The organism is Pseudomonas sp. NFACC24-1 (assembly GCF_900115235.1).
GTDB lineage: Bacteria > Pseudomonadota > Gammaproteobacteria > Pseudomonadales > Pseudomonadaceae > Aquipseudomonas > Aquipseudomonas fluorescens_AA.
The window spans coordinates 1-13,681 of record NZ_FOVS01000032.1; the positions used below are offsets into that span (position 1 = coordinate 1).

The 13,681-nt window shown below is 59.3% G+C and carries 15 protein-coding genes; 4 read left to right on the forward strand and 11 right to left on the reverse strand.

Annotation, left to right across the window (positions count from 1 at the left end):
• Positions 1-192: 192 nt before the first annotated feature.
• The 3 genes from BM317_RS23865 to BM317_RS23875 form a co-directional block, all read right to left on the reverse strand.
• Positions 193-612: an organic hydroperoxide resistance protein gene (locus tag BM317_RS23865; protein ID WP_003196182.1), complete on the reverse strand. Its 420-nt coding sequence runs from the start codon at positions 610-612 to the stop codon at positions 193-195.
• Between the two features lie 398 nt (positions 613-1,010).
• Positions 1,011-2,135 (reverse strand): GGDEF domain-containing protein, encoded by a 1,125-nt coding sequence (locus BM317_RS23870; RefSeq protein ID WP_092167917.1) that lies wholly within the window; start codon positions 2,133-2,135, stop codon positions 1,011-1,013.
• Between the two features lie 185 nt (positions 2,136-2,320).
• Positions 2,321-2,884: a TetR/AcrR family transcriptional regulator gene (locus tag BM317_RS23875; RefSeq protein WP_092476509.1), complete on the reverse strand. Its 564-nt coding sequence runs from the start codon at positions 2,882-2,884 to the stop codon at positions 2,321-2,323.
• A 150-nt stretch (positions 2,885-3,034) separates the two neighbouring features.
• Here BM317_RS23875 and BM317_RS23880 point away from each other — a divergent pair, with 150 nt between their 5' ends.
• Positions 3,035-3,730, forward strand: coding sequence for a glutathione S-transferase (locus BM317_RS23880; protein WP_092476511.1), 696 nt, complete (start codon positions 3,035-3,037; stop codon positions 3,728-3,730).
• A 149-nt stretch (positions 3,731-3,879) separates the two neighbouring features.
• On the opposite strand, the gene BM317_RS23885 is transcribed toward BM317_RS23880, so the two are convergent.
• Positions 3,880-4,254 carry a lysozyme inhibitor LprI family protein gene (locus BM317_RS23885; RefSeq protein ID WP_092148941.1) on the reverse strand — a complete coding sequence of 125 codons (375 nt, stop codon included), beginning with the start codon at positions 4,252-4,254 and terminating at the stop codon, positions 3,880-3,882.
• 73 nt (positions 4,255-4,327) lie between these two features.
• Between BM317_RS23885 and BM317_RS30415 the strand changes: the two genes are divergently transcribed.
• Both BM317_RS30415 and BM317_RS23890 read left to right on the forward strand, forming a co-directional pair.
• Positions 4,328-4,549: a hypothetical protein gene (locus tag BM317_RS30415; protein ID WP_139236061.1), complete on the forward strand. Its 222-nt coding sequence runs from the start codon at positions 4,328-4,330 to the stop codon at positions 4,547-4,549.
• Positions 4,550-4,913: 364 nt separating this feature from the next.
• Complete coding sequence (locus tag BM317_RS23890) at positions 4,914-5,273, forward strand: DUF6124 family protein (protein WP_092167907.1); 360 nt, start codon at positions 4,914-4,916, stop codon at positions 5,271-5,273.
• A gap of 492 nt (positions 5,274-5,765) precedes the next feature.
• Here BM317_RS23890 and BM317_RS23895 read toward each other — a convergent pair whose 3' ends face one another.
• The 3 genes from BM317_RS23895 to BM317_RS23905 all read right to left on the reverse strand — a co-directional run bounded on the left by BM317_RS23895 (position 5,766) and on the right by BM317_RS23905 (position 8,300).
• Positions 5,766-6,539: a MetQ/NlpA family ABC transporter substrate-binding protein gene (locus BM317_RS23895; protein WP_092167902.1), complete on the reverse strand. Its 774-nt coding sequence runs from the start codon at positions 6,537-6,539 to the stop codon at positions 5,766-5,768.
• Between the two features lie 79 nt (positions 6,540-6,618).
• Positions 6,619-7,293, reverse strand: coding sequence for a methionine ABC transporter permease (locus BM317_RS23900; RefSeq protein ID WP_003196204.1), 675 nt, complete (start codon positions 7,291-7,293; stop codon positions 6,619-6,621).
• A complete protein-coding gene (locus BM317_RS23905; RefSeq protein WP_092167897.1) occupies positions 7,293-8,300 on the reverse strand; it encodes a methionine ABC transporter ATP-binding protein in 1,008 nt (335 codons plus the stop codon). The genes BM317_RS23900 and BM317_RS23905 overlap by 1 nt, the downstream gene beginning before the upstream one ends.
• 262 nt (positions 8,301-8,562) lie before the next feature.
• Here BM317_RS23905 and katE point away from each other — a divergent pair, with 262 nt between their 5' ends.
• Entirely contained in the window at positions 8,563-10,701 is a 2,139-nt protein-coding gene (gene katE, locus BM317_RS23910; RefSeq protein ID WP_092167893.1) for a catalase HPII, read from the forward strand.
• Between the two features lie 137 nt (positions 10,702-10,838).
• Here the strand turns inward: katE and BM317_RS23915 are convergent, their stop codons facing one another.
• From BM317_RS23915 to zur, 4 genes are read right to left on the reverse strand one after another with little or no spacing between them, the layout of a single operon-like run.
• Positions 10,839-11,552 carry a PA5502 family lipoprotein gene (locus BM317_RS23915; protein WP_092167889.1) on the reverse strand — a complete coding sequence of 238 codons (714 nt, stop codon included), beginning with the start codon at positions 11,550-11,552 and terminating at the stop codon, positions 10,839-10,841.
• Between the two features lie 37 nt (positions 11,553-11,589).
• Positions 11,590-12,378 (reverse strand): zinc ABC transporter permease subunit ZnuB, encoded by a 789-nt coding sequence (gene znuB, locus BM317_RS23920; protein ID WP_092200121.1) that lies wholly within the window; start codon positions 12,376-12,378, stop codon positions 11,590-11,592.
• Entirely contained in the window at positions 12,371-13,153 is a 783-nt protein-coding gene (gene znuC, locus BM317_RS23925) for a zinc ABC transporter ATP-binding protein ZnuC (RefSeq protein ID WP_060739886.1), read from the reverse strand. The genes znuB and znuC overlap by 8 nt, the downstream gene beginning before the upstream one ends.
• Entirely contained in the window at positions 13,153-13,635 is a 483-nt protein-coding gene (zur, locus tag BM317_RS23930) for a zinc uptake transcriptional repressor Zur (RefSeq protein WP_058544822.1), read from the reverse strand. The genes znuC and zur overlap by 1 nt, the downstream gene beginning before the upstream one ends.
• Positions 13,636-13,681: the final 46 nt, after the last annotated feature.

The window sequence follows — 13,681 nt, forward strand, 5'->3', positions numbered from 1 at the left end:
TTTTCGATCAGACGATCCGAGCCGCCTTCAGCTACACGTTTTTCGATCAGTCGATCCGAGCCACCCTCAGCGAACGTAGGTTGAACAAAAGAAGTCGCGAACGCATTGCCGAGGGACAGTGCCAGAAGCGAGCCAACGAGAGTTTTGTGGAAAGTGTTCATGTCCTGATCCTTTTATTCGTATGTGAGTGAGTTAGACGGTGACGTGCAAACGGACGTCGACGTTGCCGCGTGTCGCGTTGGAGTACGGGCAAACCTGGTGAGCCGCGTCGACCAACGCTTGGGCGTCGGCTTGATCCAGACCTGGCAGGTTGATGTGCAGGTCGATGTCCAGACCGAAACCACCAGGGATCTGGCCGATGCCAACGTGTGCCGTGATCGAGGCGTCGGCAGGAATGCTGCGTTTGCTCTGGCTGGCGACAAACTTCAGTGCGCCGATGAAGCAGGCCGAGTAGCCGGCTGCGAACAGTTGCTCAGGGTTGGTGGCTTCACCACCGGCACCACCCAAGGCTTTTGGCGTGGCCAGTTTCACGTCGAGAATCTTGTCGCTGGAAACAGCGCGGCCATCACGGCCACCGGTGGAGGTTGCGACTGCGGTATAGAGAACGTTCATGGTGTTTCCTCTTACTGAATGGGCTGATCGAGTTCGGGTTTGGCCTGCGCTAAATGTTTGTGCGCTAACCAGTTGGGATAAAGTTAACGCTCAAATACTTTGCGCGCAAGATAAATTTTCAAAAAATTATCAATTTTGAATTAACCAATTGATCTAAAAAGGAATTTATTTTCGGGGCCGCGCAGTTTCACCCGCCGCGAGGTGAGCCAAGGAGAAGGATGTGCCAGGGGTGAGTGCCTGCGTAGTTGCAGGCCTTTGAAGAGAGGGCGTTCAGGGGTTCTCGATCATTCCCACGCTCCCGCGTGGGAACGCCGCCAGGGACGCTCAGCGTTCCGCTTCTGGAATGTGATGTAGCGTGGGGCGATCAAATTCCGGCTAATGATGCAAAGCCAACCCGACTAAGCAACAGCGACCCGATTGCGCCCCAACGCCTTCGCCCGGTACAGGGCCTTATCCGCATCGTTCATCAAGCTGTGCAGATCCTTGTTACAGGCCTCCGCCGACGCGACGCCAAGGCTGGCGGTTATGCAGTGAACAGGCTCGATCATCAACCTCGCAATCGTATCGATGAGCTGCTCCGCAATCTGAGTGGCGACTTCGATGGACGTGTCCGGAAGCAGAATGGCGAACTCTTCCCCACCCAGCCGGCCGTGAATGTCCGTCGCCCGAAACGACGAACTGATGACCAGCCCCATCTCGCGCAAAACCTGATCCCCGACCTGATGGCCGTAGGTGTCGTTGATGTGCTTGAAGTGATCCATGTCCAACATGACGGCGCACAACCCTAACCGGTTGGTCTTGCATTCGTCATAAAGCTGCTGGGCATGCTCGAAAAAAGCCCGCCGACTCTTCAGGCCGGTCAGTTCATCGGTTTGTGCGGCGCGGGTTGAAATGCTGTTCGCCTGTTCCATTTCACGGGTAAGACGAAAGGCGATTTCCAGTGCCTGGGACATTTTGTGCGTGGCGCGGGCCGCAAATGCCGCGAACACCACGATCGAAAGGGCCATGCCGACTTGGATCGGGGACGGTTGAAACAGCAGCCAGACGGTGCATGGAAACAGCACCAGGCCAATGGAGACCAGCGTCATATCGCGGTAGGCCGAATAGCAGGACACCGCGCTGACGGTCATGCCGACGGTAAAGAGCATGACCAACGCCTGGGACAACAGATCGTCTGCCGGCATGACCACAAACGCCCCACCGCCCCAGATGCTGGCGGATAACACCAGCGTGATCCAGTATCGGCGCTCCCAGCGTTGAGGCGTACGCTCACTTTCGGGGCTGCGAAAATAGGCGACGAACATCGCGATACGCAACAGCGTCGATGCGGTCAGGATGCCCAGCCACCAAAGAATAGCGCTGTGCTCAAACCGATCCCAACACAGCCAGCTCAACATGATGGCAGCCAGGTAACTGCCAAAAACCGCAGAAACGGATTGGCGAAACAGTTGCTGCAATCGGTCAGTTCGCACCTGTTCGGCTATGAAAAAAGCTTGGCCGTTCCGAGATCTTGGGCCATCCATTTGATCCACCTGATCGTGATGCAACTAAAATGGCGATTGTGGCACCCGGCCACCAATGCAAACAACTGAATTACACCCACGGCCCCGATTGAACAAAACCCCGTGGCGAGGGAGCTTGCTCCCGCTGGGCTGCGAAGTAGCGCCCACCATTCCTACAGCCAAACGGCATCATCCGCTTTACAGGATCAGGCTGGAATCAACCCTGCTTGCCGGTAGCTCAAAATCAGATCATCGAACAGGCCGACATCCGCCCGCGTCCGTGCGATTAACTGGGCACCCGCAACAGCGGTGTAAATGGCGCGGGCTCGGCGTTCACATTCTTCTGCGCTACCTGTTCCAGCATCTGCCAGTACCTGGGCGAGCCACGCCACGTTGACGTCCGCAAAAGCCCTGATCTCTCGCGACACTTCATCGGGAAGGTCTTCGTATTCGGCTGCCATGAAGCTGGACAGACAAAGCCTGTTGCCGTCCTCGAGCGACTTTCGAAAAATGGAGGGATACAGCCGCACGCACGCCTTCGGATCGGTATTGGCGGCGCGTATCTCTCCGAGCATGCGCAGCGCGTCCTGCCAATAGCGTTCAGCAACCGCCGCAGCCAGGCCTGCCTTGCTCGGAAAGTGGTAGTAAATGCTGGCGTTCTTGATGCCCACCTGGTCGGCAATGCTACGGAAATTGATACCGCTGTAACCGTGCAGTTGGGCAGCGGCTTTCGCGGCCGCCAAGATGGCTTCTCGAGCATTTTCGTTCACGTTGCAGCCTCGTTTCGAGATTCGACTCACTCAGGTAACCGCAATTCTACGCGCAGATCTGTTTACCTGCCAATTGTCAGGTAGGGGATTGACAGCGCTGAATCGGCGGCTCAATCTTTGCCTACCAATTGACAGGCAGGTGCTCGAATCATGACTTCCCCACAACAGCGCGTTGATGTTTCCACTGTTCCTACGATGAAAATCTACGATTGGTTCAACGGCCCCTACCCCGCCCGAGTCCGCATTGCGCTGGCGGAAAAAGGATTGCTGCCGAACATCGAATTCGTACCGGTGAATCTCTGGGCCGGTGAGCACAAGAAAGCCGAGTTCCTGGCCATCAATTACTCCGGGACACTGCCCGTGCTGGAGCTGGACGATGGGACGCGGATCGCCGAGTGCACGGCGATCACCCAGTACCTGGATAGCCTGGACGGTCATCCGACGCTGACGGGCGAAACGCCTGTTGAAAAAGGCATCATCCATATGATGACCAAACGTGCCGAGATCGAGTTTCTCGACGCCGTCAGCACGTACTTCCACCATGCCACGCCTGGCCTCGGCCCCGATGTCGAGTTGTACCAGAATGCCGAGTGGGGCGCCCGGATGGGCGATAAGGCGATCAGGGGCATGCGCTATTTCGACAACCTTCTCAAAGACCGGCCCTTTGTGGCGGGCGACAAGTTTTCGATGGCCGACATTGCGGTACTGGGCGGCATGATCTTCGCCTCGTTGGTGCAACTCGCCGTGCCTGAAGAGTGCGTGGCGCTTCGAGCATGGCATGCCGGGATGGAGGAACGCTCCAGCGTCCAGGCATGGCGTGCCATGGTCGAGCGCGGTGCTGCGTAGCACTGATCATGACCAGCCTGCGTCAGGCATGAAAGAAGGAGCAAGGGCGAGTTGAGCCGCGATAGCAGATGAACCCACCAAAGAAAAACCCGACGCTTTACGTCGGGTTTTTCGTGGGATACGACTGCAAGCCCGACGTTGTTTACGGGTTACTCGACTTGCGACAGCTTGGCGTCGTCGCAACCGGCAGCACGGCACTCGCGCTCGACAGCCTTGAGTATGACGATACGCGCCTCGGTCTTCTCATTGGCACAGTCCAGGTAGAGCAGGCCATCGTTGGAACAGGCGCTGTCACGATTTTTGATCCACTGGATCTGAGCAGCTTTCACTTTTTTCTTTTGATCCGGGTTCAGGGCACTCATGGTCTTCTTGTACTGCTCGTTGATTTCCTGATCCGACTGAACCATTTTCAGCGACGCGCAATAGGTCCTGTCATAGGCGTTTCTAGGATTATCGCAACTCATCGCAGATGCCGATGCTGATGCCATTGCCAGCAATGCCCCAACCAACAAAGACTTGATCACTTACTTCTCTCCCTGAATGCCCTCTATTGATTAGAGGTCGCGGCGGGGAATTTATCATGAGGGTTGTTGAACAATGAAGCAGATCCTATGGTTCATTCGGCCCGGACAATGGGCGAATCCTGACAGGGTTCGGGAGCAAGTGATTGCTGAAAAAGGCTGCGTCGTCGTTCCCACCTTTTCGGACCGAAAGACAAGCAACCATTCACGTATCGAGCAAGCGGGCATCTCCACCCCGAAAAACGCCTACAGACAAAACCGCATCACCACTTCAAACCCCAACCGCAAACCCGTCTAGCCCCAATTTACGGGCCAAAACCAAGCCCTGTTTATTCCGCTGGCGTGATCCCTCCATCAAGCTACACATCCTTGCGCCATTACCTACAACTACGCCAGAATCCGCCCGCTTGTGCGCCTTGTCCCCGGGTTCTATCGTTTTCCTGCCACTGCCCATCAGTGGTCGGGTTTAGTAGCCCGAGGTACTTAGTAGGTGCATTAGCTCCGTCAGACAGGTGTCTCCATGCCTGTATTTGATGGCGGCTGTGCGCAGGGCGCCCTCGGGCGCGCCGGCTTGCTAAGTCCCCGGTCTACTAACCTGCGTACAGCTGCCTCCCCTTGTTTAGTAGCTAGAGGGCTGCGGCTTCACCTATAGGACTTAGTACATGTTCAAACCTACACCGAATCCGCCAGAGGCGGACCGCACTTCCCCGCACACCAAATCCAAGGCCAAAAAGCACGACGAAGCCACCAATCGCGCCTTGGATTACTACCTGCTACCAAAACCGGAAAAATCAGAAGATGCGTCCCAACCGGGCCAGCTCTTCACCGTCGCCAAAAACGCCGACAACGAATCCCTCCTCGCCAACCTCAGCGAAACCTTGGCGGCAGCCGACGCGATGGTCAGCAACCTAGCCTTCGACCTGGAAGGCCCCCGCCGTCATATTGCTCTCGGTATCCAGCAATTGATCGAATTGAGTTCATTGTTGGCGAATCGGGTGTTGGATAACGTTGATCCGCGATAGCAGATAAACGTCCTCTCAAAAAGCACACCCGGCATCCTATGTTGGGTGTGCTTTATTTGTGCTCGTTTCAAGGGAACAAAAATCATGAGGGGCATTAGTAGATTGCGAACTTGCGGACTTCGGTAGCCGGCAGAATCAGGCCCGCAAACCCGAAAGCGGGAGGCGTTTTGTACCTTGGATGGTGGCGTGAGACGTACTGGCCGAGGTGCCCGAATTTGTCCAGGTACGCGACGTAATGCGTCATAGCGACCAGATTCCTTGTCATAGAAACACGAAAGCCCGCAGAGATTTCTCTCAAGCGGGCCTCGGAAGGTAGGCACGAGAGTCACACCCTCATGCGTTGGGACAATCATTATTGCGGAACAATCGCTATGTCAATCACGGTGATGGATGCCCATGATCTTGAGGGCCTTTCCTTAACGCCGCATACTTCCGAGCAAAAAAAACGGGCCTGCATTCCCACGCAGCCCCGTTTTTTCACCGCCGATCAGATCAAAACGCCGGCAAAACCGCGCCTTTGTACTTCTCAAGAATAAAAGCCTTCACTTCCGGCGTATGCAACGCCGCAACCAGCTTCTTCATCGCCTCACTGTCCTTGTCATCCTCACGAGCCACCAGGATGTTCACATACGGCGAGTCGTTACCTTCGATAACCAACGCATCCTTGGAAGGATCCAGCTTCGCCTCCAACGCATAGTTGGTATTGATCAACGCCAGATCCACCTGGGTCAGCACCCGCGGAATGGTCGCCGCTTCCAGCTCACGGAATTTCAGATCCTTGGTGTTCTCGGTGATGTCTTTGGTGGTCGACAGGATGTTGTTCGAATCCTTCAACTTGATCACCCCAGCCTTCGCCAGCAGCAACAGCGCACGGCCGCCGTTGGTGGCGTCGTTCGGGATTACCACGTTGGCGCCGCCTGGCAGTTCGTCGAGCTTCTTGTACTTGCTGGAGTACGCGCCCAGGGGTTCCAGGTGCACACCGGCCACGCTCACCAGGTGCGTGCCCTTGGCCTTGTTGAACTCATCCAGGTACGGCTGGTGCTGGAAGAAGTTGGCGTCCAGGCGCTTTTCCGCGACCTGTACGTTCGGCTGGATGTAGTCGGTGAAGACTTTGACCTTCAGGTCGACGCCTTCTTTGGCCAGGGCCGGTTTGACGAATTCGAGGATTTCCGCGTGCGGCACCGGCGTTGCGGCGACGGTCAGGGTGTCGGCGGCGTGGGCGGAAAACGCTGCGGCGGCAGCGAAGGCAACCAGTAGTTTCTTCATTCAGCTAACTCCTTGTGAGGCGCCTGCTCTTGGCGCCTGCCAGCGAATGGCCGGCTCATGGTTTATTGGCCGCGAGGCCTTATTTTCTAGAAAAATGCACAACCAGTTTGTCGCCCACGGTTTGCAGCACCTGGACCAGCACCAGCAGCAACACCACCGTGACCACCATGACGTCGGTCTGGAAACGCTGGTAACCGAAACGGATCGCCAGGTCGCCCAAGCCACCGGCACCCACCACACCGGCCATGGCCGTGTAAGACACCAGCGTAATCGCTGTCACCGTAATCGCGGCAAAAATGCCTGGACGGGCCTCCGGCAGCAAGGCATTGACGATGATCTGCCGCGTGGTGGCGCCCATGGCCTGGGTCGCTTCAATGATGCCGCGGTCGACTTCGCGCAGGGCCGTTTCCACCAGGCGGGCGAAGAACGGTGTGGCGCCGACCACCAGCGGTGGGATCGCGCCTGCCACGCCCAGGGAGGTGCCGGTGATCAATACCGTGAACGGGATCATCACGATCAACAGGATGATGAACGGCAGCGAACGCAGGATGTTCACGATCAGCGACAGCAGCGCATACACACCCCGGGCTTCGAGCAACTGGCGCGGGCTGCAGAGGAACAGCAACACCCCCAGGGGCAGGCCGAGCAGCACGGTGAACAACAGCGAACCGAACAGCATCAGGAAGGTGTCGCCGGTGGCCAGCCAGATTTCCAGCCAGTCGATGTTGGAGAAGAACGAACTCAACAGTTCCATTAGCGCAGCACCTCCATGTGGACATCGGCCGCGGTGAAGCGGGCGAACGCCGCCTCCATGTCACCGCCGGTGATGGCGAGGGTCAGTTGTCCGTAGGGGGTGTCTTTGATGCGGTCGATGCGACCGGCCAGGATGCTGTAGTCCACACCGGTTTCCCGGGCTACGGTGCCGAGCAATGGCGCGTAGGTCGCGTCGCCCTGGAATGTCAGACGCACGATGCGTCCGGGCACGTGGGCAAAATCGTCGCGCTGTTCGCTTTCGTCGATCTGCTCGTCCTCCTGGACAAAACGCTTGGTGGTCGAGTGCTTGGGGTGCAGGAACACCTCGGCCACCGGGCCTTGCTCGACGATCACGCCGGCGTCCATCACCGCCACTTGATCGCAAACCCGGCGGATCACGTCCATTTCATGGGTGATCAGCACGATGGTCAGCTTCAGCTCGCGGTTGATTTCCGCCAGCAGTTGCAGGACCGAGGCGGTGGTCTGCGGGTCGAGGGCGCTGGTGGCCTCGTCGCACAGCAGGATCTTGGGTTTGGTCGCCAGGGCGCGAGCGATGCCGACGCGCTGCTTCTGGCCGCCGGACAACTGCGCCGGGTACTTCTTGGCGTGGTCGGACAAGCCGACGCGGGCGAGCAGCTCGGCGACGCGCTGGTCGATTTCGCTGCGGGACAATTCACCCGCCAGCGTCAGCGGCAGCGCCACGTTGTCGGCCACGGTCTTGGACGCCAGCAGGTTGAAGTGCTGGAAGATCATCCCGACTTGCTGGCGGAAGCGGCGCAGACCGCTGGCGTCCAGGGCGGTGACTTCCTCGCCGTCGACGATGATCTTGCCGCCAGTGGAATCTTCCAGGCGATTGATCAGGCGCAGCAGGGTACTTTTTCCCGCACCGGAATGGCCAATCAGGCCGAAGACCTGACCGTTCTCAATCGTCAGACTGGTCGGATGCAGGGCGGGGATATCCCTACCGGCGACCCGGTAGGTTTTATGGACGTCTTGAAACTCGATCACGTAGCGAACCTTGTGGGGCGCGTTGGAAAAGGATCAGCGGTTAGCCGGGCGCGCATTTTAGCCTGTCCGTATAGAGGTTCTTAGCATTTATTTGCGATCGGACCAGTCATTTGGCAATAACGCGATCAAAGGCCATAAAAAAGGAACACGGCCAAACGGCATCGGTCACTCATTAAGCCACTCGAAAATGCCCGGGTACGGAACCTGCGGTATCGAACTCAAGAGTCCTGGCCTCCGGGATCGCAAAGAGGAGTTATGCCTGATGAGTACCAAAAAGCCCACGGTCAACAAGAGCCAACTGGCCGGGACCGACACCCTGGATCGCGGCAACACCAACGCCAAGCTCGAGAGCCTGGAACAGTTTCGCTCCGACGCCACTGAACAGGCGTTGCGCACCAACCAGGGCGTGAAGATCGCCGATAACCAGAACACCCTCCGGGCCGGCGCCCGGGGGCCGTCGCTGCTGGAAGACTTCATCATGCGTGAAAAAATCACGCATTTTGACCATGAACGCATCCCGGAACGCATCGTTCACGCCCGTGGGACCGGCGCCCATGGCTACTTCCAGAGCTATGAAGCGCATTCGGCGCTGACCAAGGCTGGTTTCCTACAGGACCCGAGCAAGAAAACCCCGGTGTTCGTGCGCTTTTCCACCGTGCAAGGTCCACGGGGTTCCGGCGACACCGTGCGGGACGTGCGCGGCTTCGCGGTGAAGTTCTTCACCGACGAAGGCAACTTCGACCTGGTGGGCAACAACATGCCGGTGTTTTTCATTCAGGACGCGGTGAAGTTTCCGGACTTTGTCCACGCGGTAAAACCCGAGCCCCATAACGAAATTCCTACAGGCGGCTCGGCCCACGACACGTTCTGGGATTTTGTCTCGCTGGTGCCGGAATCGGCGCACATGGTGATCTGGGCGATGTCTGATCGGGCCATTCCAAAAAGCCTACGCACCATGCAGGGTTTTGGGGTGCACACCTTCCGCATGATCAACGCCGAAGGCAAAAGCAGCTTCGTCAAATTCCACTGGCGCCCTACAGCCGGGACGTGTTCATTGGTGTGGGACGAAGCCCAGAAACTGGCGGGTAAAGATACCGACTACCACCGTCGCGATCTCTGGGAGTCGATCGAGATGGGCGACTACCCGGAATGGGAGTTCGGCGTGCAGATCGTCGCCGAGGAAGACGAGCATAAGTTCGACTTCGACCTGCTCGACCCGACCAAGATCATCCCTGAAGAGCTGGTGCCCATCACGCCCCTGGGCAAGATGGTGCTCAACCGTAACCCGGACAACTTCTTCGCCGAGGTCGAACAGGTTGCGTTCTGCCCCGGGCATATCGTGCCGGGCATCGACTTTTCCAACGACCCATTGCTGCAAGGTCGGCTGTTTTCCTACACCGATACGCAGATCAGTCGACTCGGTGGGCCGAATTTTCATGAGCTGCCGATCAACCGGGCGATCACCCCGGTGCACAACGGTCAGCGCGATGCCATGCACCGCACCACCATCGATAAGGGGCGTGCGTCCTACGAGCCGAACTCCATCGACGGCGGTTGGCCGAAGGAAACCCCGCCCGGCCCGGAAGACGGCGGCTTCGAAAGTTATCCAGAGCGTATCGATGCCTACAAGATCCGCCAACGCAGCGATTCGTTCGCCGACCATTTCTCCCAGGCGCGGTTGTTCTACAAGAGCATGAGCCCCCACGAAAAAGAGCACATCATCGCGGCCTACAGCTTCGAGCTGGGCAAGGTGGAGCGGGAGTTCATCCGGGCGCGGCAGGTCAATGAGATTCTCGCCAACATCGACTTGGAACTGGCCGGGCGGGTAGCGAAAAACCTCGGCTTGCCAGCACCGACCGCGGGCACTGTCGATGTTCCGACGCCATCGTTGGAGGAGTCCCCGGCCTTGAGCCAGGCGAACCTGCTGTCCGGCGACATCAAGACGCGCAAAGTGGCGGTATTGGTGGCCAACGGTGTCGATGGGGCGATCATCGATGCGCTCAAGAAGGCTTTGAAAGCGAAGGGCGCCCACGCCAAGGTGCTGGGGCCGACTTCTGCGCCAGTGACCACCGCTGATGGGAAAACACTACCGGTGGATGCGTCCATGGAAGGGTTGCCGTCTATTGCCTTTGATGCGGTGTTCGTGCCGGGTGGCGCGGAGTCGATCAAGGCCTTGAGCGGCGATGGTGTGGCGTTGCATTACCTGCTGGAAGCCTACAAGCACCTGAAGGCCATCGCGCTGAATGGCGAAGCCCGGCAATTGTTGGTGTTGTTGAAGCTGGAGGCGGATGCGGGGCTGATTCCTGACGCGGATGCTGGCAAGTTCCAGGCGTTCTTCGATGCGATTGCCCAGCATCGGGTGTGGGCGCGGGAACCTAAGGCGAAGGCGATTCCGGCTTGATGAGTGTCTGAAAGAGACTTGTTGTCTGGTAGAGCGCTATCGCGAGCGAGCTCGCTCCCACAGGGTTAGGTGTCGATCACTAAACCTAGATCCAATGTGGGAGCGAGCTTGCTCCGGGCGGCGTTCCGACGATGCTGTTAAGGCTTGCGCGGTGTCAGCACCATCTGCGCCGGCACATTGCGCAGGGTCTGCTTGCGTAGATTCAGTTCAAACCCCGGATCAAGCTTTTTAACCCGCTTGGTCAGCAAAGTCGCCAGCCAAGGATAATCATCGGTGCGCGGCGCCTGGATGCTGACATCACACTGATAATTCACCACATCAGCGGCAATGGCGTCCAGTTGGCGCCGCATTTTCTGGATATCGCCGATATTAAGCGCAACGGTGGTGCTCGCGGCGCTCGGGTCGATGACTTTGGCGACCGGTTTGGCTTCGGCGGCCTTGAGGTCGGCCTCGGCTTTTTCCAGGTCGGCCTTGCGGGCTTCGGCGATGGCGCTGTTGACCTCGCCGGTAAGGGCCGGGGCCTTGGGCATCAACGCCCGGGCACGGCTCAGGGCGGTGGCGGCGGCGTTTACGTCGCCTTTTTGCAAGTCGATCTGGCTGCGGCGCAAATACGCCTCGGCCAATTGCCGCTGGTAGGGTTCCAGCGACCGGTCTTCGGGCGACTGGGCTTGCAAGGTCGCCAGCTGGTCTTCAGCGGTGGCCAGTTCATTGCTGGCCAGGCTTTGCTCGAGCTGCGCGATGGCCGGGCCCCGTGTATCGGGAGCCTGGGTGACCGGCGGTGTACTCTGGCAAGCGCCCAGCAGCAGGGAAAATGCGACAAGGAGCAGATAACGGGAGGCGAACGGCTTCATTCCTGCGACTCTCTATTTGCGCAAAAAGCGAGCAAGTCTACACCCCTCGACGAGGCAGGACAAAACTCAGCAGAAACAACGCGGCGGCGCTGACCACGATCGACGGGCCGGCCGGGGTGTCCTTGAACCAGGAAAGTGCCAAGCCGCCACACACCGCGAGCATGCCCAGCACGCTCGCGCCGAGCGCCATCTGCTCGGGCGAGCGGGCGTGACGCTGTGCCGCAGCCGCTGGGATGATCAGCAATGACGTAATCAGCAACACACCGACGATTTTCATCGCCACGGCGATGACCACCGCAATCAGCAGCATCAGCGCCAGTCGCAAACCCAGCACAGGCAAGCCTTCGACCCGGGCCAGCTCTTCGTGCACGGTGACGGCCAGCAATGGTCGCCAGAGCGCCACCAGCAACAGCAGCACCGCCGCGCTACCGCCCAGGATCCACGACAGGTCCGTCGGACTGATCGCCAGCAGGTCGCCGAACAGATAGGCCATCAGGTCGATGCGCACGTCATGCATGAAGCTCAGCACCACCAGTCCGAGGGACAAGGTGCTCGGCGCGAGGATGCCCAACAACGTGTCGGACGCCAGTGGCTGGCGGTGTTGCAGGGTCACCAGGACCACCGCCAGTAACAGGCAACCAACGGTCACTGCTACCGCCGGGCTGACATCCAGCAGAAACCCCAGGGCCACGCCGAGCAAGGCGGCGTGGGACAAGGTATCGCCGAAATAGGCCATGCGCCGCCAGACCACGAACGAACCCAGGGGGCCGGCGACCAGGGCGAGTGCCAGGCCTGCGAGCAGGGCGTACAACAGAAAATCAGCCATGCTTGCAGCCATCTCCATGAACATGATTGGAAGCGGAAGGGGCGCTGACCACCGAGCCATGCAGGTCATGGGCGTGGTCATGGTGGTGGTGATAAATCGCCAGGCTTTGTGCGTTTTTTCCGAACAGCTCGACAAAGGCCGGATCGCCGCTGACCTGCTCGGGATGCCCGGAACAGCAGACGTGGCGGTTGAGGCAGACCACCTGATCGGTGGTGCTCATTACCAGGTGCAAGTCGTGGGACACCATCAGCACGCCGCAGCCATGGCGGTCGCGCAGGCGCGTGATCAGGCTGTACAGCTCGGCCTGCCCCGCCACATCGACCCCTTGAACCGGCTCGTCGAGCACCAACAATTCAGGCTCGCGCAGCAGGGCGCGGGCCAGCAGCACGCGTTGCATCTCGCCCCCGGAGACACTTTGCACCGGGCTGTCGATCACCTGTTCGGCGCCGACTTCGTTGAGCGCGGCCAAGGCCCGTGCGCGGTCCACGCCCGGCACCAGGCGCAGGAAGCGCAGCACGGACAGTGGCAGCGTCGGATCGACGTGAAGTTTTTGCGGCATATAGCCGACGCGCAACCTGGGCTTGCGCCAGACGCTGCCGCTGTCGGGCTTGAGCAAACCCAACACGGCGCGCACCAGGGTGGTCTTGCCGGCGCCGTTGGGGCCGATCAGGGTCACGATCTGCCCCGGCTCGACGCTCAGGTGAATGTTGTCCAGCACGTTCTGCCCGGCGAACGTCACGGCCACCTGCTCGAGGCGGATCAACGCATTGCTCATCAGGCCCCCTGGCAGCCGGAGCAGAGACCGACCACCTCGACGGTCTGGGTGTCGACCACGAAGCCGACTTCCTTGGCGCTGGCGATGATGGCATCGCTGATGGACTTCTGTTCCAGCTCGATGGCGGCGTGGCATTCGCGGCAGATCAGGAACTGGCCTTGGTGGGCGTGCTCTGGATGGTTGCAGCCGACGAAGGCGTTCAGCGACGAAATGCGATGCACCAGGCCATTTTCCAAGAGGAAATCCAGCGCCCGATAGACCGTTGGCGGCGCGGCACGGCGGCCGTCCTGTTCGCTGAGCACGGCCAGGATGTCGTAGGCGCCCAGCGGCTTGTGGCTCTGCCAGACCAATTCCAGCACACGCCGACGCAGCGCGGTCAGGCGCAACCCTTGGCGCGCGCAGATGGCGTCGGCCTCGGACAGCGCGGTGTGCACGCAGTGGGAGTGATCGTGGGGACGACTGGCAAGGGGTGTAATAGGCATGGGCAGCGACGAGTTTAGTGAGAGACGTTATTATGTTACCCGTTCT

Bases quoted from the DNA above. Each gene is read 5' to 3' on its own strand.
- BM317_RS23915 (WP_092167889.1), bottom strand. From the start codon at position 11,552: ATGAAGCCGTTCGCCTCCCGTTATCTGCTCCTTGTCGCATTTTCCCTG.
- znuB (WP_092200121.1), bottom strand. From the start codon at position 12,378: ATGGCTGATTTTCTGTTGTACGCCCTGCTCGCAGGCCTGGCACTCGCC.
- BM317_RS23880 (WP_092476511.1), top strand. From the start codon at position 3,035: ATGACTTCCCCACAACAGCGCGTTGATGTTTCCACTGTTCCTACGATG.
- BM317_RS23890 (WP_092167907.1), top strand. From the start codon at position 4,914: ATGTTCAAACCTACACCGAATCCGCCAGAGGCGGACCGCACTTCCCCG.
- znuC (WP_060739886.1), bottom strand. From the start codon at position 13,153: ATGAGCAATGCGTTGATCCGCCTCGAGCAGGTGGCCGTGACGTTCGCC.
- BM317_RS23900 (WP_003196204.1), bottom strand. From the start codon at position 7,293: ATGGAACTGTTGAGTTCGTTCTTCTCCAACATCGACTGGCTGGAAATC.
- BM317_RS30415 (WP_139236061.1), top strand. From the start codon at position 4,328: ATGAAGCAGATCCTATGGTTCATTCGGCCCGGACAATGGGCGAATCCT.
- zur (WP_058544822.1), bottom strand. From the start codon at position 13,635: ATGCCTATTACACCCCTTGCCAGTCGTCCCCACGATCACTCCCACTGC.
- BM317_RS23870 (WP_092167917.1), bottom strand. From the start codon at position 2,135: ATGGATGGCCCAAGATCTCGGAACGGCCAAGCTTTTTTCATAGCCGAA.
- katE (WP_092167893.1), top strand. From the start codon at position 8,563: ATGAGTACCAAAAAGCCCACGGTCAACAAGAGCCAACTGGCCGGGACC.
- BM317_RS23895 (WP_092167902.1), bottom strand. From the start codon at position 6,539: ATGAAGAAACTACTGGTTGCCTTCGCTGCCGCCGCAGCGTTTTCCGCC.
- BM317_RS23865 (WP_003196182.1), bottom strand. From the start codon at position 612: ATGAACGTTCTCTATACCGCAGTCGCAACCTCCACCGGTGGCCGTGAT.